Here is a 21,912-nt window from a genome sequence, read left to right as displayed (position 1 = left end):
AATGCGCACTGGCCGGAATGAATATCGAGGTATATTGTGAATCACATATGGATCACCCGGGGGCCACGCCAGACGCCGGCGGCGACGCTCAAGCCCGCTTGCCTGGCGCTGATCTCAGCCCTGCTGGCATGGCCGGTGGCCGCCGCTGCCAAGAATGGCACGACACTGGCGCAGGTCGAGTTCAGTGATCAGTTCTTTCCGCGCAGCGGCGAGAAGGCGATTGATCTGTCCCGGTTTGCACGCGGCAATCCGGTCCCGTCCGGTTCTTATCGGGTGGATCTGTATGTGAATGGCGGCTGGATCGGTCGCACCGAAGTCGGCTTCAAGGATGCAGCCGGCAGCGGGATTGCCACGCCGTGCGTGACAGCGGCGTTGCTGATGCAGATGGGCGTGGACATGACGCGCCTGACGCCGTCAGCCGCCGCGCTGCTGAGCAATGCCGACGGCAGTACCTGTATCGGCATCGCAGACGTGATTGCAGAGGCCGGCGCTGAATACGACAGTTCCGAGCTGCGCCTGGATCTGAGCATTCCGCAAGCCATGCTGCGCCGTTCCGCGCGCGGTTATGTCAGTCCTGAATTATGGGACAGCGGCGTGACGGCGGCCTTTGTCGGCTATAACTTCAACACCTATCGCCTGGGTGCGGGCGCCACCTCATCGCAACAATCTTATCTGGGGCTGAATGGCGGCGTGAATCTGGGTAACTGGTATTTGCGCCATACGGCGTCGGTGGTCAAGCAAGATCAGCAACCGCTGCGTTACAGCAGCATCGCCACTTATGCCCAGACAGGATTGCCGGCAATCGGCAGCCAATTGACGCTGGGACAAACCTTCACCAGCGGCCGCCTGTTCGACAGTTTTGCCTTGACCGGCGTACAACTGGCCTCCGATCCGCGCATGCTGCCGGATTCGCAAAGCGGTTATGCGCCGGTGGTGCGCGGTGTGGCGCGCACCAATGCCAAGGTGCGGATTACGCAGAACGGCAACATTTTGTATGAAACCACCGTGGCGCCCGGACCGTTTGAAATCAACGATCTGTATCCGACCGGTTATGGCGGCGATCTGAATGTGATGATTACGGAAGCCGATGGCAGCGTGCAAAGCTATGCCGTGCCGTATGCCGCACTGGCTGAGTTGTTGCGGCCGGGCAGCTGGCGTTACAGCCTGAGCACAGGCCAGACCCGCAATGCCGGCTGGCTGAAACAGATTCCGGTGTTGCAGGGCACGCTGGAACACGGCATCAGCAATGATCTGACATTGTCGGGCGGAGTACAGTTGGCCTCGGGCTACGCCGCCGCAGTAGCGGGCGCCGCAGTCAATACGCCGATCGGCGCAGTCGCCGCCGATACCACCTATTCACGCGCCAGTTTTTCCGGCGGCCACATGCGCAGCGGCCAAAGTACCCGTGTCACTTACAGCAAACAATTGCATGAGCTGGGGACCAACTTTTCACTGGCCGCGTATCGTTATTCAAGCCGCGGCTATCTGACGTTGAATGATGCCGGGATGCTGCAGGATAATCTGGCGCGCGGCGGCGCCGCCAATGAACCGCAACAACGGCGCAATAGTTTGTTGTTCAATATCAGCCAGACTCTCGGTGAAAAACGCGGCACGTTGTCTGCTGTCGGAACGACGGAAAATTACTGGAACCGGCCCGGTTCCACCACCACGTTTCAACTCAGCTATAGCAACAGCCTGGGGCCGGCCAGCTACAATCTGTCGGCGCGCCGGCAAAAGGATGTGCTGAGCGGCGCCGTCAGTACGCAATTCTCGATTGGTCTCAGTATTCCGCTGGGGCGTGAAATCCATTCGCCGAGCCTGTATGCCAGTGCCTTTCGCGGCAACGGCGGCACTTCGCTGCAAAGCAGTTTGAGCGGCACGGCCGGTGAGCAGAGTCAGTTTTCGTATGGCGTCTCGGCCAACCGCGACGGCAGCGGCGTGACTTCACAAAGCGTCAACGGTCAATATCGCACCTCGGTGGCGGACTTCGCCGGCAGTTATGGTCGCGGCAATGGCACTTCGCAAATGTCGGCCAGTATCAGCGGCGGGTTGGTGGCGCATCCGGGTGGCGTCACGTTGTCGCAGTCGCTGGGCGATACGATTGCGGTGGTGGAGGCGCGCGATGCCGCCGGTGCCGAATTGCCGAACACCAACGGCGTTGCCATTGATCGCCGTGGCTATGCCGTGGTGCCATATCTGACGGCCTATCGCGTCAATGAAATCGGCATTGATCCCAAAGGTCTGTCGACCGATGTCGAACTCAAATCGACCAGTCAGCAAATCGTGCCGCGCGCCGGTGCAGTAGTGATGGTGAAGTTTGACACCGTCACCGGCCGCAGCGCCGTGATTGATGTGACGCAAGCGGATGGTCAGCCGCTGCCGTTTGGCGCCACGATTCACAATGAACAAGGAACCGAACTTGGCCTGGCAGGGCAGGCGGGACGGGTATTCGTGCGCGGCATCGCGGATAGTGGTGAACTGACCGCGAAGTGGGGCAACACGCCGGACGCGCAGTGCAGTTTCAGCTACCGTTTTGCACCGCGCGCGACCAATGCCAAGGGGGTCGGTTTCGATACGGCAAGCGCTGCCTGCCGCACCAAGGCCGGTACGGTGGTGCGCAACAAAGGCATGCGCACATTATCGGAGGCCGGCACTGTGCCGGTCACGCGGGCCGAATAAGCGGGCCAGCCCGCAGCCCCGATTGCAAAAAAGCACCAGCGCGTGATGCCACGCGCTGGTGCTTTTGGTTTCAGGTGCGGGCAGGGTAATGCTCAGCAATTGCCCTTCTTGGCCTGGCCGGGAGGACAGTGGTAATCACGTCGCTCATCATGCCGGTCGTCACGACGGCCGTCGTGACGGTCCCGGTCATCGCCGCGCCGCCAGCCGCCGCGTTGCAATTCCCAGCCATTGTGGCCCTGACGCCACTGCGGCCGGTCATACATATAGCCCCGGCGCACCGGTTCCCAGTGGCCGCCGGCCCAGACATGACGATGTCCGTCCCAGTTCCAGTAGCCCGGTGCCCAGACGTAGCCATTGCGTGGCGGCGGTACGCGTTCATAGCGTGGTGGCGGCGGCGGTGTGCCGATGACGATACTGACGCCGACTTGCGCCACGGCCTGCGCCGGGATGAATGCGCTGGCGCTGATGGCGGTCAGCACGGTGGCGGCAAGGATGTGTTTGAGTGTCATGATGGTTGCTCTCTCGTTGTCATTTTGTTTATCAAACTATACCGACAGTTTTTGAGAAACCAATCAAAATAGCATTTGATTACACATGAAACAAAGATGGCCATGGCGCGCTGCGAGCGACGGGGGGGCGAGCGCAAGTCGTTGCTGCGCGGCTATGCCGCCTGCGGCGCTCTGCCAGCCGCCGTCTGGGCCGGACTCAGGCGCCCATGGCGGTGCACAGTTCTACCAGCGTGCCATCCGGACAGCGCACATAGGACACCATCTGCCCCCAGGGTTTGGCCGCCGGTGCTGCCAGTTCGCTGGCGCCGGCAGCGAGCGCCTGCCGGTGCGCCGCCGCCACGTCGGCGGTGACGAACGCGACTTCCATTCCCAGCGGATCGGCCGAGGCATGGGCTTCGACGTGCGCACGGGAAATATTCAGCGGTCCCATTGCATGGGCTGCGAATGCCAGTGTGGTAGCGCCGGTATCGAGTTCGCCGTAAGTACCCGATTCATGCAGGAAGCGTCGCTGCAAACCGAATGCCTGTTCAAAGAAGCTCAGCGATGCCGCCACATCGGGGACGTAAATGATGGTGTAGGCAAATTGCATGGGGCGGTGCTCCGTTCAGGGTTGGATACGGCCGGGGATGGCGGGCCGGGAAAATTGTGGCGCAATGCTTCAGTGTTATGGCTATCGGCATCGAATTACTGCTATCGTAGCTTTCTCTGGTTCTTGATGAAAGGGCCATGGCAGTCTCTACCTTGATTTTCACCAATTCCAGGCGCAGGCGTAGAATCTTCCCATCATTGGAGAAAAAGCATGTGCGTCAATTACATCCCACCCAAGCCGGCTGAAATCGTGCCGGCGATTCGTGCTGTCATGCGTGCCGACCAGCACTGGCCAGATGAAATCTGGCAAGACTATGCAGCGCCGATCATTCGTACCCGCAGCGACATCCCGGCGCCGCACGCAGCAGGCGCGCTCAACGGCATTGCTAGCCAGCCGGCGGCAGAGGTGGCGCTGGCGTCCTATGGCATTGTTCCCAAGCGGCATATTCCACCCGGCATCACCCTGTTCAGCACGATGAATGCGCGCGCCGAAACCATCACGGAAAAGCGCTCGTTTTCGACGGCATGGAGAAATGGCCAGACCTGCCTGATTCCGATGAAATGTTTTTTCGAGCCCAATTATGAAAGCGGCCGCTCGGAGCGCTGGAGCATCGCCATGGCTGATGACGCCACGTTTTGCGTCGCCGGCTTGTGGCGCGAGTGGGAAGAGCCGGATGGCGGCACCGCGCTGGCGTTTACGCAAATCACCATCAATGCCGACCGCCATCCGTTGATGAGGCGGTTCTTCAAGCCGGGCGAAGAGAAGCGCAGTCTGGTGATCGTACCGCCGGCACAGTACGATGCCTGGCTGGCGTGCCGCAATCCGGGCACCGCACGTTCCATGCTGACGCTGTATCCGGCCGAGCAAATGCGCACCTGGGCCGCACCGCGCGCGATCAACGGACTCAGGCAGGCAGGTGTATCGGGTAGTTTGTTTTGAATGTCTGGATGCGTGGCGCGTGGCAGTCATGACGATGCCACGCCAATGCGTCTGCGCTGATGCGAATGCATCTTGCCGGTGTCATGCCGGATAAAGTGATTGGTGAAACAGGAAGGGTACTGCGGAGAAAATACGGAGGACTGTCACCAATGCAAGAAGTGGGGTGGCTGACGGGGCTCGAACCCGCGACAACAGGAATCACAATCCTGGACTCTACCAACTGAGCTACAGCCACCACTGCATGCGATACATGACTGTTGTTACTCGTCATCTATCAGTGAAGCAGGCGATTATACAAAATTGTACGGAGCCTTGCAAACGAAAAAACGGGTTTATTGCAATCAGGCCTGATTTTCTTTTGCAGCGCTGCTGTTGACATTGCCTGGCGCAGTCGCAATGGCGCTGACGGGCGGGTTGAGTTTTAGCAAGTTGACAAAGGCATGCGTCAGCGTGGCCGCGCTGCCGGTGGTCCAGGCCGACAAGGACCCGGTCAGTTGCGCCGGGCGCTGCAAACCGGTGCTGGCGAGCCGCCGCGCCAATTGCCGGGTGACGGCTTCGCCGGTATCGATAATGATCGGCGCCGGGCCGTCGGTGGCGGCGCTTTCGATCAGCGCCCGGACAAACGGGTAATGGGTGCAGCCGAGCACCAGGGTATCGGCACCTTGGGCCAACAGGGGGCGCACGTAGCGATCTACCAGTTGTGCGGTGGCGACGGAGGACAACTCCGCTTTCTCCACCTGGTCGGCCAGACCGACGCAAGCCTGCGTCAAAAAACGGATGTCGCCATCTGCTTCGATTTGCTGTCGCAGCGCCTGAAAGCGCGGACTGGCAATCGTGCTGCGCGTGGCCAGTACGCCGATGATTTTGCTGTTGCTCAGTTGCGCCGCGGGCTTCAGGCCGGGCTCGATGCCCACTACCACCAGCGTTGGCCAGGCGCTGCGGATGGCTTGAATCGCCGCTGCGGTTGCAGTGTTGCAGGCCACTACCAATGCTTTGATGCCATGCTCCACCAGAAAACCGGCAACGGCGAGTGAGCGTTGCACGATGGCGGCGTCGCTTTTGTCGCCATAAGGGGCATAGCCGGAATCGGCAAAATACAGCAGATGTTCTTGCGGCATGCCGGCATGGATATGGCGCAACACCGACAGGCCGCCGAGGCCGGAATCAAAAATGCCGATGGGCGCAGCAGCGTCCACCGGCAAGGTGTGCAGCGGGATGTCCGACATTACATCAGACATCGGCGCTGCCGTCATGCTCAGGGTTGATCACGATCATCAGGCCGTGGTGACCGGGATCTTGCTCAACGATACGCTGGTGGCGATACGTTCCTGCCATTCCTTGGGACCGGTGTTGTGCACCGAGATGCCGTTGGAATCGACTGCGACCGTGACCGGCATATCCTTGACGTCGAACTCGTAAATCGCTTCCATGCCGAGATCGGCAAAGCCCACCACCGTGGCTGACTTGATTGCCTTCGACACCAGATAAGCGGCGCCGCCGACTGCCATCAGATAGGCCGACTTGTGTTGCTTGATCGATTCGATGGCGACCGGGCCGCGTTCCGACTTGCCGATCATGGAGATCAGGCCGGTTTGCTCCAGCATCATGTCGGTGAATTTATCCATGCGGGTCGCGGTAGTCGGACCGGCCGGGCCCACCACTTCATCGCGCACCGGATCCACCGGACCGACGTAATAGATCACGCGGTTGGTGAAATCGACCGGCAATTTCTCGCCCTTGGCCAGCATGTCCTGAATGCGCTTGTGGGCAGCATCGCGACCGGTCAGCATCTTGCCGTTCAACAGCAGCGTCTGACCCGGCTTCCAGGCCGCGACCTGTTCCTTGGTCAGGGTGTCGAGATTGACGCGCTGGGATTTTTCGGTGTCGGCAACCCAATGGACTTCAGGCCATTCCGACAGCGATGGCGGCTCCATGTAGGCCGGGCCGGAGCCGTCCAGCACGAAGTGGCCGTGACGGGTCGCGGCGCAATTCGGAATCATCGCTACCGGCTTCGATGCCGCGTGGGTCGGATGCATCATGATCTTGACGTCGAGCACGGTAGTCAGGCCGCCGAGGCCCTGCGCGCCGATGCCGAGCGCATTGACTTTCTGGTACAGCTCGATGCGCAATTCTTCGGTCTTGTTGTTCGGGCCGCGCTTGAGCAATTCGTACATGTCGATGTCTTCCATCAACACTTCCTTGGCCATCAGCATGGCTTTTTCGGCAGTGCCGCCGATACCGATGCCGAGCATGCCCGGCGGACACCAGCCGGCGCCCATGGTCGGCACGGTCTTGAGAATCCAGTCGACCAGCGAGTCGGATGGATTGAGCATGACGAACTTGGTCTTGTTTTCGGAACCACCACCCTTGGCGGCGATCTGCACGTCAACGGTATTGCCCGGCACCAGCTCCATGTGAATCACGGCCGGCGTGTTGTCCTTGGTGTTCTTGCGCTCGAATTGCGGATCGGCCACGATCGAGGCGCGCAAGACATTGTCCGGGTGCGCGTAACCGCGACGCACGCCTTCATTGACGGCGTCGGCGATGGAGCCGGAAAAACCTTCGAAGCGCACGCCCATGCCGATCTTCAGGAACACGTTGACGATCCCGGTATCCTGGCAGATCGGACGCTTGCCTTCGGCGCACATGCGCGAATTGGTCAGGATCTGGGCAATCGCATCCTTGGCGGCCGGGCTTTGCTCGGCCTCATAGGCGCGCGCCAGATGGCGGATGTAATCTACCGGATGGTAGTAGCTGATGTACTGCAGCGCAGCGGCGACTGATTCGATGAGATCGTCTTGCTTGATGATGGTCATGGCTGGTTCTCTCGGGTGGATGGAATAGGGTGGATCAATGATGCGGGTCTGGTCCCGGCACCGCCGGCGGCGCGTGCGGCACGTGGGCCATCAGGCGGTCGCAGTAGGCAATCGCCATGGCCGACACCAGAAACGTCAGGTGAATGCCGGTTTGCGCCAGCAGCGTCTTGACGTCATACAGGTTGGCATTGATGAAGGTCTTGAGCAGATGGATCGACGAAATGCCGATGATGGCCGTGGCCAGTTTGACCTTGAGCACCGACGCATTCACGTGCGACAGCCATTCCGGCTGATCCGGATGGCTTTCCAGATTCATGCGCGAGACGAAGGTTTCATAGCCGCCGACAATCACCATGATCAGCAGATTGGAAATCATCACGACGTCGATCAGCGCCAGCACCACCAGCATGATGGTCGATTCATTGAGGCTGGTCGGACGCAGCGCGCCTTCGATGGCGACCGCGTCGAGGATGTGTTGCAGCGATTCCGGATTGCCGAGGGCGGCGCCGATGAGGTCGCTCAGTTCAACCCAGAAATGATAAACATAGACGCACTGCGCCAGAATCAGACCCAGATACAGCGGCAACTGCAACCACCGGCTCATGAAAATCAGATTGGGAAGAATGCCGATTTTCGGGCGGGCTGAGGCGGGGCGAATTTCTTTCATGAGCGGCTGGCCTGTCTGGGTCGTCGGGGGGAGTCGGATTAGAGGCCGCTATTTTACACTTCCCGCGACCGAATTTCAGGTGCCGCCATGAATCCGCGCTGTCAAATTGCGATGGTGATGCCATAATGACAGCTTGTACGGTTGCATGCTCACAGGCAATAAACTTGCCGGCAGGAACCCTGCCAGACGTCTTGAATCGACTACAGATGCCGCCGTTTGGCGCATGTGTAAGCACCAAGTAAGTGAGACAGCCTATGTTTTGCGGAAAGCAAAAATCATCAATCGCAGGAGACTAACGTGGCAGACATCGAAACATTCAAGCAGGAAAATCGTGTATTCGCACCCCCCGCAGATTTTGTAAAAAACGCCACCATTTCAGGCATGCCGGCATACGAAGCGCTGTGCGCCGAAGCCGAGCGTGACTATGAAGGATTCTGGGCCCGCCTGGCGCGCGAGAATCTGCAATGGCAAAAGCCCTTCACCAAAGTCCTCAACGAAACCGACGCGCCGTTCTACAAATGGTTTGAAGATGGCAAGATCAACGTCTCGTACAACTGTCTCGACGTCAACCTGAGCAACGGCAACGCCGACAAGACCGCCGTCGTGTTCGAGTCGGATGACGCCAAGGTGACCCGCGTGACCTATCGCGAACTGCATCGCCGCGTCTGTCATTTCGCCAACGGCCTGAAATCGCTCGGCGTCAAGAAGGGCGACCGCGTGGTGATCTACATGCCGATGTCGATTGAAGGCGTGGCCGCGATGCAAGCTTGCGCGCGTATCGGCGCTACCCACTCGGTAGTGTTCGGCGGTTTCTCCGCCAAGTCATTGCAGGAACGCGTGATCGATGCCGGCGCCGTGGCCGTGATTACCGCCGACGTGCAAGTGCGCGGCGGCAAGCAACTGCCGCTCAAGTCCATCGTCGATGACGCGCTCGCCATGGGCGGCTGCGACACCATCCGCAACGTGATCGTCTACAAGCGCGCCGGTGCCGATATCAACTGGGTCGAGGGTCGCGATCTGTGGCTGCACGACGTGCTCGCCAATCAGGCCGATGAATGCGAACCGGAATGGGTCGATGCCGAACATCCGCTGTTCATCCTCTACACCTCCGGCTCGACCGGCAAACCGAAGGGCGTGCAGCACGCGTCCGGCGGCTATCTGCTGTGGGCGGTGCTGACCATGAAGTGGACCTTCGACATCAAGCCCAATGATGTCTACTGGTGTACCGCCGACATCGGCTGGATCACCGGCCACACCTATATCGCCTACGGTCCGCTGGCAGTCGGCGCCACCCAGATCGTGTTCGAAGGCGTGCCGACCTATCCGAATGCCGGACGTTTCTGGGATATGGTGCAGCGTCACAAGGCCACCATTTTCTACACCGCACCAACCGCGATCCGTTCGCTGATCAAGGCCGCCGAAGCCGATGAAAAAATCCATCCCAAGCAATACGACCTGTCGTCGTTGCGCCTGCTGGGATCGGTCGGGGAGCCGATCAATCCGGAAGCCTGGATGTGGTACTACAAGAATATCGGTCATGAAAAATGCCCGATCGTCGATACCTTCTGGCAAACCGAAACCGGCGGCCACATGATCAGCCCGCTGCCGGGCGCGACGCCGCAAGTGCCGGGTTCATGCACCTTGCCGCTGCCAGGCATCACCGCTGCCATCGTCGACGAAACCGGCCACGATCTGCCGAACGGCAACGGCGGCATTCTGGTGGTCAAGCGTCCGTGGCCTGCGATGATCCGCACCATCTGGAATGATCCGGAGCGCTTCAAGAAAGCCTATTTCCCGGAAGAATTCGGCGGCAAGATCTACCTCGCCGGCGATGGTGCGATCCGCAACAAGGACACCGGCTACTTCACCATCACCGGCCGTATCGATGACGTGCTGAACGTGTCGGGTCACCGCATGGGCACGATGGAAATCGAATCGGCGCTGGTGGCCAATCCGATTGTGGCCGAAGCCGCCGTGGTCGGCAAACCGGATGAAACCACCGGTGAATCGATCTGCGCCTTCGTGGTCCTCAAGCGCGCCCGTCCGACCGGCGACGAAGCCAAACAGATCGCCAAGGAATTGCGCGACTGGGTCGCCAAGGAAATCGGCCCGATTGCCAAACCGAAGGAAATCCGTTTCGGCGACAACCTGCCCAAGACCCGTTCCGGCAAGATCATGCGTCGCTTGCTGCGGGTACTGGCCAAAGGCGAAGACATCACCCAGGATATTTCCACGCTGGAAAACCCGGCCATTCTGGATCAGTTGAAAGAATCGCAATAAGCCAGACGTACAGCCGGCCGCCGCAAGGCAGGCCCTGAAAATGGCGGTGCAACCACAGATTGCACCGCCATTTTCATGTCGCCACGACAAAACTGTCTCCTTTTTTCTGAAATGCAGCTATAATTAGCGGCTTCGCGAAAAGCGGAGCCAGAATACGGAGAGATGGATGAGTGGTTGAAGTCGCACGCCTGGAAAGCGTGTATAGGTTAATAGCCTATCCGGGGTTCGAATCCCCGTCTCTCCGCCAGAATATGTATCACAAAGCCCCGCACAGACCCTTAAAGTCTCTGCGGGGCTTTTGTTTATGCGGCTTTCCCGTCCCCCGGTCTCTCTTGTTGTCTCTCCCCGTTTTCCTCTGTCTCAGTGCTAATGTGGTATTTTGCTGTGGTATCAGCCCACGTATACCACACAGAACATGCCATTAACCGCAAAACAGGTTGCAGCCGCGCAGCCAAAAGAGAAGCCCTACAAGCTGACTGACGCCAATCGCTTGTATTTGTACGTGGCAGTGTCTGGCACCAAGTCATGGCGCTGTAACTACATGGACGGCGGCAAGGATAAGACTAAAACGTTCGGTCAATATCCCGCAATGTCATTGGCTGATGCCCGCATGGCACATGCTCAGTTTCGGGATGTCCAGGCGGCGCCGGAAAGTGCCGCGGCACCGACATTTGAAAAGGTCGCTGCGGCCTGGCTGAAAATCAAGCTCCCGACCTTATCCAACGCAAAACATCAGATTCAGGTGGCAGAAACTCTGTCCCGGCACGTTTATCCCAGCATCGGCAAAAAGCCGATCGACAAAATCAAGCGTCAGGAATTGGTCGATATTGTGCGGGTTGTCGCGGATGCCGGCCTGATCGAGACTGCGCATCGTGTCGCCGGCCGCATCAATATGGTGTTTGATTACGCGCAGGACGCCGGATTGATTGAAGCGCACGCGGCGAATGGTCTGGTTCGCGTCATTGAGCAGCGCAAGCGCAAAAAACCGATGGCATCCATTGCGCCGGCAGATGTCGCACCCCTGTTTCTGGCAATTGCCGGATACGATGAGGCAGTGACGCGACTGGGCCTGATGCTGATCGCGCACACCTTTGTGCGGTCGGGTGAATTGAACGGTGCCAGATGGGACGAAATCAACTATGCGGATGCGGTGTGGGTAATCCCGGAAGAGCGCATGAAATTGCGCAAGCCGCATGTAGTGCCGCTGAGTCGGCAAACAAATTTGCAACAACCAGGGCATCCGGCGTCTTGGCAAAGATTTGCATTTCCCCTCCCGCCTTCTCATGCCGCTCGGAAAGCATCCCTAAATCCCAATGCGTCATGCTGTTTAGTGACAGGTAAGCGCCCGAAAAATGAGGAAGGTTGTGCGCGATTAACTCGGTAAGGTTTTTTCTTTTCCAGCCTTTGCCGCGCAGCTCGGCCCGGCGCGGCCCCAATTTTAGAAGCCATGCATTCAAATCTGCTATGGATTCAGGCTCGCTCGATAAATGAGAGTCGCACATCAGTTCCTTACACAGCTTGAGTTGCCCGTCGACTTTCTCGTATTCCATTTGCTCCAAGTGGTCGCTTTGCAACGTAAGCATGGTCAGATTAACGAACGATTCAAGCATGGCTCTCACATGCAGACCTGCATGCGCACCCATATCTTTGCGTATCAGAATATTCGTTGCCTGAAGACTTTCGGCGATGTTCAAGAACAGCATTACCTTGGGACGGTCAGCCAAACTAAGCGGCGGCTGCATTTTCTCGACCAAATTCAACACAGAAAACCCTATCAATTCCGACGCATATCGAGCCTGAACCGCTTCGCTGGCATGCGCAGGATATTGCTCGTAAGCAATGCCTGCTTGATCCGCCCCAATCTCATTTTTGTCCATTTTTCACCTCAATAAGGTACGCCCACATTTGTTTCGGCACTGTAGCAGCGATGAGTCTCGCACTCGCATTGAGGGGTAAGAAATTTGCTTCGCAACTTTTTTCTGATGCGCGCCCAATAAGGCGTTGCGCTGCCTATTTATTCGAAAGTGCGAAGCAAAAAAGACCGCAAGCGGTTGATTCTAATGATTTTCGCGACTGACTTGTAATCAGGGGGTGGCGGGTTCAAGTCCTGCAGCCAGCACCAGTATTTAAAAGGCTCTCCGACCGGAGAGCCTTTTTCTTTTGCTCCGCAATGCACTTTTTTTGCGGAGCAGGCTGTTTTTTGGTGATTTTATGCAGTCGCTAAAACAGGATAATTTTTACTCGCAAAAAAATAGCCCGAATTCATCGGGCTATTTTTTTTGCCTACTAAGTCCGCTTCTGGCCGATTGCGGACAGAGAATGCGCGCGAGTATTTAACATTACTGTGAATTAGGAGTTGGATGGTTTTTAGAGTAATCATGAAAAAACTCTTCGATCAAGAATTTTTCTGTTGCTTCTAAATCTTGGGGAGTAGTGGTTCGCAAAGTCACATTCTTTCCCGTGCGATTTGAACTCCAAACGAAGCTGTCCCCGTAAACTCGATTGATTACCTCAATCACCTTGATAACTATCGCATTTTCAATATCTACCGTGGTACCTTTTTCAACTATATAGAGTTCGCATGAAAAACTATCGGAATTGGCTACACGACGATTGATAAATATCGAGTCTCTTTGCATATTTCGAAATACAAACTCAGCGTGATCACCCTTGATGCTGATAATTTCGAATCCACCATTGGACGCTTTTTCCTTCATTATGGCTGGCGGGCACTCAATCGCATTCGCTGGCGCAGCACATAGCGTCTGTAATGTGAATAAGATAAAGCTCACACATAGAGGCGAAAATACAGCGGACATGTTATTTTTCTTAGTATGCATATTTATAGAAATAATTAGGCGAAAACCTTTGCCATCGGTCGAAATCGTTTTAGCTCTCACAATAAGAATCTTGGATTTTTAGACGTCCGCTCCTGGCCGATTGCTGCCCTCTGTTTTTCCCATCCTAGCTAATTAGATATTTCATTTCAATGTTTAAGAAAATGAAACGATGTGAACCGTGTCGGGTGATTTGGCGAAGCCGCGCAATTGCTCTGATGCTGAAGGATGAATTTTGGGGTATGCATCGTTCAAATATTCCTCTGTCTCTTCGATACTCCAAGGGCCGAGAGATGCTTTGTAATCAGGATACTCATGCTGAATTTCGAGCCATGATTCGTACTGTTTTTTTGACAGAAGCATTGCAGATTCTGTGTAGATTATATGAAGATTCATATGCGTATTTTGTTAAGTATCGATGTCCGTTCCTGGCCGATTGCGGACTTTAGTAATCAGCCCAAGCCGCAACTCTATCAAGGAATTTTGTTTTATTTCACTCGCGCTCATTATTTCCTCTAATTTTGCTCCGCAATTTCCTATCGAATCAGGCACAATGCGGCTTCACGGGCGAGATATTTTTGTGGATTGCGGAGCAAAAAACAATCTAAGTGCTTGTTTTTAATGAAATCTGGCCCGGACTTGTAATCAGGAGGGGAGAAGTGTAGTTATTGTTCATTTTCGGACAGAAATTTCTCCCACTTTTCTATAATCGTATCTGCAAATTCAAACAGATCAACCCGCTTTCCATCTAGCTCCAATTTCCAGACGATCACCGTTTGGCCAAATGACACGGTCCCATAAGGAGCGTTAAAAAGGCCGGCTAGTTTTCTCTCTGCCACTGGATCAATCCGGTCATTTCGCGTCAACGTTAGGTGTTTTCCCTTGTCGCCAATATCACATAGCGCCTTGATATCAGAGTCTTGCTCAAAGTTGTTGATTAAAAATTGGTTGATGGGGCTCGCTTTTTTCGCATAGTCAACAATATGCCGAGCAGTAACAAAGAAATTGAATGCGTTATCAACAGTCGGCGATTCTGCAAGTCGGAGTCGTTCTCGCTTTGCTTTTTCCAACATATCCCGAGGGGTTTTTAAACTAAAAAACTCAGGGGTCATTTGTTGCCCTTTGAAATGTTTTTCTTACGATCTCAGACCAAGCAAAATTAAGGCGCCCCGAAGGCGCCTTAACTGAGTTTTTTACTCGGGCATGTCCGCAAATGGCATGAATAACATGAGCGGATTAGATGGGAGTGGAGTGAACCCATATTTCAGGTAAAAAGCTGCAGCTTTTTCATCTTTCGCGTCAATGAATAATGCCCAGCCACCGACACCTTTCGATGCGTTACGAGAACGTGTCATTGCATCGACTAGCAATTCTTCACCGTAGCGATTACCTTGCTCGTCTTCTTGCACTGCCAAACGGGCCAATGTGATTCCAGGCACATGCCACGGGAGTTTTTTTGCCACATCTGCCGGCAACTCTTCGTTCGGTGTCATCGAGCGCAATGACAATGCATAGAAGCCAAGAATAGTACCTGGCTCGTCTTCTTTAACCAGAACAAAAGTCTGGGATATCGAGTTTTTTTGATGCTGCCTAGCGGTTTGTTGCAGCCACCTATTTAGGACGTCATTGCCACAATTGAAACGTCTTACTTCATGTGTTTTTTCCAGTGCGATTATTTGTGGCGTCATTTTTTACCTTATTGTTACGTCTCTCAAACGCCTTCGCCAGCGCTGCATTACTCTGCGCAGGATTGTCGAGCATTTTCATAAACAAGGCAGCATCGTCGCGTGAAAAGCGTATCGTTTGTTCGTGATCGATAATCTTGTCCGCTTTTTCGACCGCAGCTTGAACCAAAAACTGATTCAACGTTGCGCCCGTTAAGTCTGCTGCCACCTGTAATTTTGTTGCTATGGGTTGGGAAACCCGGGCAGTAATCCGATCCCTGTTTTCCGTCGCATTCATCATTTCGACCTTTCGGCGTGCCGTGAAGCACTTCACTACTAATAAATAAGTTTTAAGATTTAATTTAGAGATTTAATTTAGAGATTTAATTTAGAGATTTAATTTAGAGATTTAATTTAGAGATTTAATTTAGAGATTTAATTTAGAGATTTAATTTAGAGATTTAATTTAAGTTTGCCTTATGAGCAGGATCGATTTTATCACGCGTGGTGACAAAATGCCACCACGCGTGTGTCATTTTGTCACCATTCGCGGCTGATTTGGAATATAGGGTATATTTTGTGGTATTTGTTTTTAAGCATTTGATTTATATAATAAAATAAATCCCCGTCTCTCCGCCAAGGATTTATAAGGCCTCCAGCAATGGAGGCCTTTTCATTTGTACTATAGAATCAAGTTGTACTATTCAAATTGCCGTTAGGATGAAATTTCGTTCTTTCTCCAGGGAGATGCGATGCTCTATAGGAAATCTGAATTGGCAGAAATGCAGCTTGATCAAGCAATTCGCCTATTTATAGATGAGAAAGACTACATATCATCTGCAACACTGGCAGGAGCAGCGGAGGAAATTTTTGGCTCACTTCTAAAACGAGAGGGCATTCCGAATGCATTAGATCAGTTATTCGCCAACTGGTCAGCCAATGGCGCTCCTGAGATACCGTCCCCAGAATTTCGTAAAGCGTTAAATAACGTTAGAAATCAATTGAAGCATGCTGGAGATCCAGCATTCGACGAAATGGAAGTCCGTAATGTTGACTCCATGTTGTTAATTGCTCGCGCAGCAGGAATGCATCCCAGCTTCTCCGATGCCCCGACACAACAACTAATACGATTTCGGGAGTGGTGGGAGAAGAATGCAGAAACCTTAATTAGTACTTTGCCAGAGATTGACTAGCCGAATTATCGCAAAGGCTTAACTACTTCCGGTTTTCTACGATAAACCCGATCAGTAAGCCGGCTATCGACATGGGTCAGCAACGACCTTGCGTGCTCCAAAGTAGTCGCATCGCTAGCGCATTTAGCTCTCAAATCGTGTTCAGTAAAACGCATCTCTACTTTGGTCTCGGCTAGAACGCGTGCGATGAATCCTCGCCACATCGAATCCCAGCCGCGGTGCGTGTTCCAACATATCAGGATCGTTGGCACATGCTCGGAACCCCGCTCGTTCGCTATCGATCATCATTTTTTCAACAACCGCTTCATCAACAGCGTAGCGAAATCCTGCCTGTGCCCTGCGATGACATAGACATAGATGTCATCGACGATGCGTCGGCAGACCAGCTTGTGATGCGATGTAAAAACGTTCTGGTATTCAACGACGCCAACCGACGCCAACTCTTTGACAGCAGCGCCGGGGTAAGTGCCGGCATTGGCTTTTTCAAGTTTGTCAAAAATCTCGTCCTCGGCCTTCAGCCATTCGGTTTCGCCCCACTTGTCGAGCATGTATTCCTGCAGTGAAAGCAAGTCTTCTTGTGCATCGGGAAGAATAATGACCGCCATTATTTGCGGCTTTGACGGGCAGCACGAAGTTGTGCGCGAGATTCGTCCCTGGTGAGTCCCTTGTTTTGCAGGCGATCTTTTTCACCCAATGCGATGATTTTCAGTGCGGCAAGGAGTTCTTCTTTTTCCTGGAATTGTTTGATGCTTTCAATCACCATGCTGGCCTCGCCATTCTGGGTAATGATGAATGGATTGCCATTCAGTTCCAGGTCCTCGGAAATTTGCGCAGCGTGACTTTTCAGATAGGAAATCGACTTGATGTTGGCGAGGGATTGCATGATTAACTCCTTTATTCGGACTGAACTGAATTTAGGCCTTAATTCAGTTGATGTCAACGGCTGGTGTTGCAGTTGCTCCGTTGTTGCTATCCCGAAAGAAATGTACGAATGTACGAAATTGTTAGCTGGCAAGGCTTTTGAGTATAGTCAGCCTTAGCCGCATCGATGCTCCCGCGTCAGCAGATAAGCCATTTGTTCCTGCGATGGAAAATTGTCAGTTGCCGGTTTTCGACCATGTCGTTGCTCCACTGGAAGACATCACGGCGGTATGCCAGTGCGCCATATCCAGCACCCCGGATATTTATCCAAAACCACAGGTCAGACAGTTCCGGGCCACCCAACTGAATCGAGCACCCATGTCATTTCGCGTCCTGTCCCTGCCAGCCTGTCTGGCGATTGTGCTGTTGCCGCTTTCGGTTGTTGCGCAGGCAACATCGTCGCCGGTCAAGGCCGCATTGAAACCGTCGTTTGCGCTGAAGGCGCCGGCACCACAGCCGTCGAATGGCAGCTGTCCGGTGCCGCCGGTACCGATGGTGGCGTTGTCGATTACATCGAAATACGGCAATGACGGTCCGCAGCGCGATACGATTGATCCGGTGGCTGCAGCCGCGGAAGAAAAGCAGATGGCGCCGTTGCGTGCCTATGGTCAAGGTGTGGTCAAACTGGCCAATCGCTATACCCGCACCGGCCGTGTGGCGGATGCTGCCTGTGCCCTGACGTGGCTGGATGCGTGGGCGTCCGGCAAGGCGCTGGCGCAGATGAACGATCCCAATGCGGTTTTTCAACGGGCGGTCGCGCTGTCCGGGTTGAGTCTGGCGTTGTTACAGATATCGCCGGCGGTGTCGGGTGATCCGCGTTATCCATCCGTCACGGCCTGGATGCATGATCTGGCATCGGCCACGATCCGCTTCTTCGACAGTACGACACGCCTGAAAGGCTCCCGCAATAACCATGTGTACTGGGGCGGGCTGGCGGTGGCAGGCATTGCTGTCGCCAGTGACGACCGCAAACTGCTGGCCTGGAGTGCGCAGACGTATAAAAAAGCGGTCTGCGATATCACCGCTGAAGGTGGCCTGCCGCTGGAATTGCAGCGCGGCAGCAAAGCGCGCAGTTATCACTTATATGCGTTGAGTGCGCTGGTGCCGCTGGCGGCGATGTTGGAGCGCAATGGCAGTCCCGCGTTTGACATGTGCGACGGCGCCTTGCACCGCGTCGTGCGTTTCAGTTTCGATGCGCTGGCCGATCCGGCAGCGATCACTGCACTGGCGGGCAAGGCACAAGATCCGGTCGATGGCGGCGTACCGTCCGGCAACCAGATCGCGTTTGTGGAAATCTACCACCGCTATTTTCCGGGCAAGTTGCCGCAGGAAGAAAAATGGCTGGCTCTGCGTCCGCTGACCGCCACCAATCTCGGCGGCGATCAGACGCTGTTATACGGTAACTGATACCGGTGCGCGAATCAGCCCTTGGCCAGCTCGGCGTCAATGGCGGCGACGACGCGCGGATCGTCAGCTGCGACATCGGGCGCAAAGCGGGCGACCACATCGCCTTTGCGATTGAGCAGGAATTTCTCGAAATTCCACAGGACGTCGGTGGTGTTTTCCGGATTGACGCCATAGCCTTTCAGGCGCTCGCGGAACGGACCGTCGCCGATGGCTGCCGGTTGCGCGGCAGTCAGTTCCGCATACAGCGGATGGCGGTCGGCACCCAGCACCGAGATTTTGGAAAACAGCGGGAAATGCACATCGTAGGTCAGTGAGCAGAATTGGCTGATCTCGGCATCGCTGCCAGGCTCCTGGCCTTTGAAATTGTTGGCCGGAAAACCCAATACTTCCAGACCCTGAGCGTGTTTGCCCTGATACAGTTTTTCCAGCGATTCATATTGCGGCGTCAGGCCGCATTTGGAAGCGACGTTGACGACCAGCAGCACTTTGCCGCGATAGCCGGCGAGACTGGATTCGGTGCCGTCGATTTTTTTTACCGGGATGTCGTAGATGGAGGCGGTCATGCTGTTTCCCTTTCGTGGTTAAGAGCAGCCATCATATCCAACATTCGGCATTGCCACCGGAGATGTCGGTTTTTGAGCGGGGCGGCCCACGCGCTGGCAACGTCCCGCTCAGAATGCTCCCGGCATCCGCATACCTCTCGCCAGTAATGGTTAAGCCGGTGCTACGCCGGCGTTGGTGATCACCTGTTCCGATCAAAACGAAAAAGCCCGGCCCGGATTTGGGCGTCGGTGAATTTTCAACAAATTTCGTAGTGATCGATCAAAAAAGCATTGAAAAAGCATGGCACACATTGTGCTGATAGGGCTGGTCATCATTTTTATTTCTGCCGGCAAGCCGTGCATTGTTCGACACGGCCGGGCAGAGGACCAGATAACCCACTCACAGGCTATTCAATGTCACTTCTCTCGTCGCGAAAATTGCTCGTCGCTCCATTGCTGTCGGCGTTCTTGTCTCCGGTGCAGGCCCAGCAGGTTGCTGCCGGTTCCAGTGAAGCATCTGAAAGTACCCGGCTGGAAAATGTCGTGGTGCTTGGAACGCGGCGCGAGAATGTGACGGAACTGAGCAGCCAGGCGCCGATCGATATTTTTTCCAGCAGGCAGTTGCAGGAAACCGGCGCGTCGAATCTGAATCAGGCCTTGCAGGAACTGGCGCCTTCGTTTCAATACAATGTGACCGCCGGCTCGGACGGCGTGGCTACCGTGCGGCCCGCGGCCTTGCGCGGGTTGTCGCCGTCGCAGACGCTGGTGCTGATCAATGGCAAGCGTGCGCATCTGTCAGCCTTCGTCAATAACAAGGGCGGGCTGGGCAAAGGGGCGCAGGCATTCGACCTGGCCAAGATTCCGCTGGCGGCGATTGAACGGGTGGAGGTATTGCGCGATGGCGCCGCTGCGCAATATGGTTCGGACGCGATTGCCGGCGTTATCAATATCGTGTTGCGCAGCGATGATACCGGCGGCGGCATCGTCACGCAGGCAGGCGTGTATGGCGAGGGTGATGGCTTCAGCAGAAGTCTCAGCGGATGGAAGGGGTTTGCCTTGCCCGGCGACGGCTTTCTGACGATTGCAGCGGAAGCGCTCAAAACCAATCCGACCACGATACGCGAGGGCGCGGATACCAGACCGTTTTACTTCGCCAATGATCCGCGCGAAAAGACGGCGTCGGCACAGCGTACCTGGCGCGTCGGCTCGCCGGCGCTGGAAGAGTACAACGGGGTGTTGAATGCCGAATGGGGCATCGCCACCGATCTGCGCGCCTATGTGTTCGGCAATCTCGGTTATCGCGTCGGCCACTCGCAAGGCTTGTTCCGGCGGCCGAATGACAATGGCACGGTGCGTTCGGTGTTCCCCGATGGCTTTTTACCGTTACTCGATACTACCTCGCAGGATGCCGCGATCAATGCCGGCCTGCGCTATGGCAATGACAGCATTGGTCGCTTCGACCTCGGCGTCAATTACGGCCAAAACAAGATTGATTACGATGTCCCGTTCTCGATCAATGCCAGTCTTGGCGCTGCCAGTCCGCGCAGTTTTTATGCCGGCGGCATGACCAACTCGCAGGCCAATCTGACATTGGACTACGTCAAGAATCTGGCGGTCGGCTTTTCTGCCGAGCCGCTGGTGGTATCGGCGGGAGCCGCCTACCGCAAGGAAAAATTCGAAATCGAAGCGGGCGATACGGCATCCTGGATTGCCGGTTCGGTGCCGATTCTGGATGGCCCCAGTGCCGGTACACGGGCGCCCGCCGGGGCGCAGGGCTTTCCCGGCTATCGGCCGGCCGATACCGGGACTTACCAACGCAATGTGTATGGTTTGTATGTCGGGCTGGAAAATCAGCTGACCAAGAAATTCCAATGGGGCACCACCGCCCGCGTCGAAAACTATTCCGATTTCGGCACCACCTGGAACGGTAAGCTGTCGGCGCGCTATGATTTCACGCCGGCCATCGGTGTGCGCTCTACTGCCAGCACCGGCTATCGGGCACCGACCTTGGGCCAGATCGGTTTGTCGTCAACCCAGACCACCTTCCGCAATGGCAATCCGTTCGATGTGCGCAATTTCCCGGTCGACAATCCGGCCGCACGAGCCTTGGGCGCGACGTCACTGAAGCCGGAAAAATCCACCAATTACTCGGTCGGACTGGTGCTGCAACCGGCCAGCAATACCTCGCTGACGATTGATGCCTACCAGATCACGATCAAGGATCGCATCACACTGTCCGAAACCTTGAGCGGCCCGCTGGTGGAACAGGTGCTGAACAACGCCGGCTTTCCCGGCGTCAGCGGCGCCTCGTTTTTCGTGAATGCGATGGATACCAAAACCCGCGGTGTGGACGTGGTCGGCAAACAGCGCCTGTCGTTGAAACAGTACGGCAATCTTGAACTCGGTATCGGCTACAACTACGGTGTAACCAAGATCACCAGCGTCAAGGACAGCTCGGGGCAACTGGCAGGCAGCGGTCTGGAACTGATCGGCCGGGTGGCGCGCGGCAATATCGAATCGTACTCGCCGCGCTCCGTGCTGCGCCTGACCGGGCGCTATACGATCGGCAACTGGATCGCCGGCATTACGCAATCGCGTTACGGCGAATTTACCGTCATCGATGCCGGCAACGATGCGTCCCGCGATCAGGTGTTTGGCGCGCAGTGGGTGACCGATCTGACGCTGGCATACAAATTCACCAAGCAAACCAGCCTGACGTTCGGCGTGAACAATCTGTTCGATTCCTATCCGGATCAGACCCGGCCCGAACTGCGCGCTTCCGGCGGACGTTATGTTTATCCGACCAGTCAGGCACCGGTAGGGGCTTACGGCACGTATTACTACTTGCGTCTGGCATCCGGGTTCTGAT

At 55.6% G+C, this 21,912-nt stretch carries 20 protein-coding genes, 2 tRNA genes and 1 pseudogene; 9 read left to right on the top strand and 14 right to left on the bottom strand.

Annotation, left to right across the window (positions count from 1 at the left end):
• Positions 1–36 precede the first annotated feature (36 nt).
• On the top strand, positions 37–2,679 hold the full coding sequence (locus AKL27_RS11430) for a fimbria/pilus outer membrane usher protein (RefSeq protein WP_050462951.1): 2,643 nt from the start codon (positions 37–39) through the stop codon (positions 2,677–2,679).
• A 92-nt stretch (positions 2,680–2,771) separates the two neighbouring features.
• Here AKL27_RS11430 and AKL27_RS11425 read toward each other — a convergent pair whose 3' ends face one another.
• Complete coding sequence (locus AKL27_RS11425; RefSeq protein WP_050462950.1) at positions 2,772–3,188, bottom strand: YXWGXW repeat-containing protein; 417 nt, start codon at positions 3,186–3,188, stop codon at positions 2,772–2,774.
• A gap of 196 nt (positions 3,189–3,384) precedes the next feature.
• The gene (locus tag AKL27_RS11420) at positions 3,385–3,777 is read right to left on the bottom strand and encodes a VOC family protein (protein WP_050462949.1); all 393 of its coding nucleotides are present in this window, start codon (positions 3,775–3,777) and stop codon (positions 3,385–3,387) included.
• A gap of 210 nt (positions 3,778–3,987) precedes the next feature.
• Between AKL27_RS11420 and AKL27_RS11415 the strand changes: the two genes are divergently transcribed.
• A complete protein-coding gene (locus AKL27_RS11415) occupies positions 3,988–4,716 on the top strand; it encodes an SOS response-associated peptidase family protein (RefSeq protein ID WP_050462948.1) in 729 nt (242 codons plus the stop codon).
• Between the two features lie 159 nt (positions 4,717–4,875).
• Here the strand turns inward: AKL27_RS11415 and AKL27_RS11410 are convergent.
• The 4 genes from AKL27_RS11410 to AKL27_RS11395 all read right to left on the bottom strand — a co-directional run bounded on the left by AKL27_RS11410 (position 4,876) and on the right by AKL27_RS11395 (position 8,199).
• Positions 4,876–4,951 (bottom strand) — tRNA-His (locus tag AKL27_RS11410).
• Positions 4,952–5,057: 106 nt separating this feature from the next.
• Positions 5,058–5,954 carry a glutamate racemase gene (gene murI, locus AKL27_RS11405; protein ID WP_050463004.1) on the bottom strand — a complete coding sequence of 299 codons (897 nt, stop codon included), beginning with the start codon at positions 5,952–5,954 and terminating at the stop codon, positions 5,058–5,060.
• 36 nt (positions 5,955–5,990) lie between these two features.
• The gene (locus tag AKL27_RS11400) at positions 5,991–7,532 is read right to left on the bottom strand and encodes a fumarate hydratase (protein WP_050462947.1); all 1,542 of its coding nucleotides are present in this window, start codon (positions 7,530–7,532) and stop codon (positions 5,991–5,993) included.
• Between the two features lie 34 nt (positions 7,533–7,566).
• Positions 7,567–8,199 carry a YqhA family protein gene (locus tag AKL27_RS11395; protein ID WP_050462946.1) on the bottom strand — a complete coding sequence of 211 codons (633 nt, stop codon included), beginning with the start codon at positions 8,197–8,199 and terminating at the stop codon, positions 7,567–7,569.
• Positions 8,200–8,496: 297 nt separating this feature from the next.
• On the opposite strand from AKL27_RS11395, the gene acs reads away from it, so the two are divergent.
• The 3 genes from acs to AKL27_RS11380 all read left to right on the top strand — a co-directional run bounded on the left by acs (position 8,497) and on the right by AKL27_RS11380 (position 11,863).
• Entirely contained in the window at positions 8,497–10,479 is a 1,983-nt protein-coding gene (gene acs, locus AKL27_RS11390; RefSeq protein ID WP_050462945.1) for an acetate--CoA ligase, read from the top strand.
• A 156-nt stretch (positions 10,480–10,635) separates the two neighbouring features.
• Positions 10,636–10,726 (top strand) — tRNA-Ser (locus AKL27_RS11385).
• Positions 10,727–10,894: 168 nt separating this feature from the next.
• A complete protein-coding gene (locus AKL27_RS11380; RefSeq protein ID WP_050462944.1) occupies positions 10,895–11,863 on the top strand; it encodes a tyrosine-type recombinase/integrase in 969 nt (322 codons plus the stop codon).
• On the opposite strand, the pseudogene AKL27_RS28805 reads toward AKL27_RS11380, so the two are convergent.
• Positions 11,814–12,122 (bottom strand): annotated as a pseudogene (locus AKL27_RS28805) (hypothetical protein); the annotation flags it as partial. The gene AKL27_RS11380 and the pseudogene AKL27_RS28805 sit on opposite strands and share 50 nt — an antisense overlap.
• Between AKL27_RS28805 and AKL27_RS27710 the strand changes: the two are divergent.
• Positions 12,111–12,371 (top strand): hypothetical protein, encoded by a 261-nt coding sequence (locus AKL27_RS27710; protein WP_157056897.1) that lies wholly within the window; start codon positions 12,111–12,113, stop codon positions 12,369–12,371. The pseudogene AKL27_RS28805 and the gene AKL27_RS27710 overlap by 12 nt on opposite strands.
• A 447-nt stretch (positions 12,372–12,818) precedes the next feature.
• Here the strand turns inward: AKL27_RS27710 and AKL27_RS11370 are convergent, their stop codons facing one another.
• From AKL27_RS11370 to AKL27_RS11355, 4 genes are all read right to left on the bottom strand, one after another.
• Positions 12,819–13,298, bottom strand: coding sequence for a hypothetical protein (locus tag AKL27_RS11370; protein WP_157056896.1), 480 nt, complete (start codon positions 13,296–13,298; stop codon positions 12,819–12,821).
• 683 nt (positions 13,299–13,981) lie between these two features.
• Positions 13,982–14,428, bottom strand: coding sequence for a hypothetical protein (locus AKL27_RS11365; protein WP_050462941.1), 447 nt, complete (start codon positions 14,426–14,428; stop codon positions 13,982–13,984).
• Positions 14,429–14,509: 81 nt separating this feature from the next.
• The gene (locus tag AKL27_RS27145) at positions 14,510–15,004 is read right to left on the bottom strand and encodes a GNAT family N-acetyltransferase (RefSeq protein ID WP_083438998.1); all 495 of its coding nucleotides are present in this window, start codon (positions 15,002–15,004) and stop codon (positions 14,510–14,512) included.
• Positions 14,967–15,281: a type II toxin-antitoxin system TacA family antitoxin gene (locus tag AKL27_RS11355; RefSeq protein WP_050462939.1), complete on the bottom strand. Its 315-nt coding sequence runs from the start codon at positions 15,279–15,281 to the stop codon at positions 14,967–14,969. Before AKL27_RS11355 ends, AKL27_RS27145 begins: the two co-directional genes overlap by 38 nt.
• 472 nt (positions 15,282–15,753) lie before the next feature.
• Here AKL27_RS11355 and AKL27_RS11350 point away from each other — a divergent pair, with 472 nt between their 5' ends.
• Complete coding sequence (locus tag AKL27_RS11350) at positions 15,754–16,173, top strand: hypothetical protein (protein ID WP_198155947.1); 420 nt, start codon at positions 15,754–15,756, stop codon at positions 16,171–16,173.
• A 284-nt stretch (positions 16,174–16,457) separates the two neighbouring features.
• On the opposite strand, the gene AKL27_RS11345 is transcribed toward AKL27_RS11350, so the two are convergent.
• Both AKL27_RS11345 and AKL27_RS11340 read right to left on the bottom strand, forming a co-directional pair.
• Positions 16,458–16,778, bottom strand: coding sequence for a type II toxin-antitoxin system RelE/ParE family toxin (locus AKL27_RS11345; protein WP_050462937.1), 321 nt, complete (start codon positions 16,776–16,778; stop codon positions 16,458–16,460).
• Positions 16,778–17,056, bottom strand: a complete 279-nt coding sequence (locus AKL27_RS11340) for a type II toxin-antitoxin system Phd/YefM family antitoxin (RefSeq protein ID WP_050462936.1) — start codon at positions 17,054–17,056, stop codon at positions 16,778–16,780. The genes AKL27_RS11345 and AKL27_RS11340 overlap by 1 nt, the downstream gene beginning before the upstream one ends.
• A gap of 356 nt (positions 17,057–17,412) precedes the next feature.
• On the opposite strand from AKL27_RS11340, the gene AKL27_RS11335 reads away from it, so the two are divergent.
• A complete protein-coding gene (locus AKL27_RS11335) occupies positions 17,413–18,501 on the top strand; it encodes an alginate lyase family protein (RefSeq protein WP_050462935.1) in 1,089 nt (362 codons plus the stop codon).
• 14 nt (positions 18,502–18,515) lie between these two features.
• On the opposite strand, the gene AKL27_RS11330 is transcribed toward AKL27_RS11335, so the two are convergent.
• On the bottom strand, positions 18,516–19,064 hold the full coding sequence (locus tag AKL27_RS11330; protein WP_050462934.1) for a glutathione peroxidase: 549 nt from the start codon (positions 19,062–19,064) through the stop codon (positions 18,516–18,518).
• A gap of 393 nt (positions 19,065–19,457) precedes the next feature.
• On the opposite strand from AKL27_RS11330, the gene AKL27_RS11325 reads away from it, so the two are divergent.
• On the top strand, positions 19,458–21,911 hold the full coding sequence (locus AKL27_RS11325; protein ID WP_050462933.1) for a TonB-dependent receptor plug domain-containing protein: 2,454 nt from the start codon (positions 19,458–19,460) through the stop codon (positions 21,909–21,911).
• The last annotated feature ends 1 nt before the right edge of the window (position 21,912 follow it).

Origin of the sequence: Herbaspirillum autotrophicum, from assembly GCF_001189915.1 — a bacterium.
Lineage (GTDB): Bacteria > Pseudomonadota > Gammaproteobacteria > Burkholderiales > Burkholderiaceae_D > Herbaspirillum > Herbaspirillum autotrophicum.
This window is presented reverse-complemented; position numbering and strand designations above follow the sequence as displayed.

Bases quoted from the DNA above. Each gene is read 5' to 3' on its own strand.
- AKL27_RS11400 (WP_050462947.1), bottom strand. From the start codon at position 7,532: ATGACCATCATCAAGCAAGACGATCTCATCGAATCAGTCGCCGCTGCG.
- AKL27_RS11415 (WP_050462948.1), top strand. From the start codon at position 3,988: ATGTGCGTCAATTACATCCCACCCAAGCCGGCTGAAATCGTGCCGGCG.
- AKL27_RS11345 (WP_050462937.1), bottom strand. From the start codon at position 16,778: ATGGCGGTCATTATTCTTCCCGATGCACAAGAAGACTTGCTTTCACTG.
- AKL27_RS11355 (WP_050462939.1), bottom strand. From the start codon at position 15,281: ATGATGAATGCGACGGAAAACAGGGATCGGATTACTGCCCGGGTTTCC.
- AKL27_RS11335 (WP_050462935.1), top strand. From the start codon at position 17,413: ATGTCATTTCGCGTCCTGTCCCTGCCAGCCTGTCTGGCGATTGTGCTG.
- AKL27_RS11330 (WP_050462934.1), bottom strand. From the start codon at position 19,064: ATGACCGCCTCCATCTACGACATCCCGGTAAAAAAAATCGACGGCACC.
- AKL27_RS11380 (WP_050462944.1), top strand. From the start codon at position 10,895: ATGCCATTAACCGCAAAACAGGTTGCAGCCGCGCAGCCAAAAGAGAAG.
- AKL27_RS11425 (WP_050462950.1), bottom strand. From the start codon at position 3,188: ATGACACTCAAACACATCCTTGCCGCCACCGTGCTGACCGCCATCAGC.
- murI (WP_050463004.1), bottom strand. From the start codon at position 5,954: ATGTCTGATGTAATGTCGGACATCCCGCTGCACACCTTGCCGGTGGAC.
- AKL27_RS11365 (WP_050462941.1), bottom strand. From the start codon at position 14,428: ATGACCCCTGAGTTTTTTAGTTTAAAAACCCCTCGGGATATGTTGGAA.
- AKL27_RS11340 (WP_050462936.1), bottom strand. From the start codon at position 17,056: ATGCAATCCCTCGCCAACATCAAGTCGATTTCCTATCTGAAAAGTCAC.
- AKL27_RS11420 (WP_050462949.1), bottom strand. From the start codon at position 3,777: ATGCAATTTGCCTACACCATCATTTACGTCCCCGATGTGGCGGCATCG.
- AKL27_RS27145 (WP_083438998.1), bottom strand. From the start codon at position 15,004: ATGACGCCACAAATAATCGCACTGGAAAAAACACATGAAGTAAGACGT.
- AKL27_RS11370 (WP_157056896.1), bottom strand. From the start codon at position 13,298: ATGTCCGCTGTATTTTCGCCTCTATGTGTGAGCTTTATCTTATTCACA.
- AKL27_RS11325 (WP_050462933.1), top strand. From the start codon at position 19,458: ATGTCACTTCTCTCGTCGCGAAAATTGCTCGTCGCTCCATTGCTGTCG.
- AKL27_RS27710 (WP_157056897.1), top strand. From the start codon at position 12,111: ATGCGCACCCATATCTTTGCGTATCAGAATATTCGTTGCCTGAAGACT.
- AKL27_RS11395 (WP_050462946.1), bottom strand. From the start codon at position 8,199: ATGAAAGAAATTCGCCCCGCCTCAGCCCGCCCGAAAATCGGCATTCTT.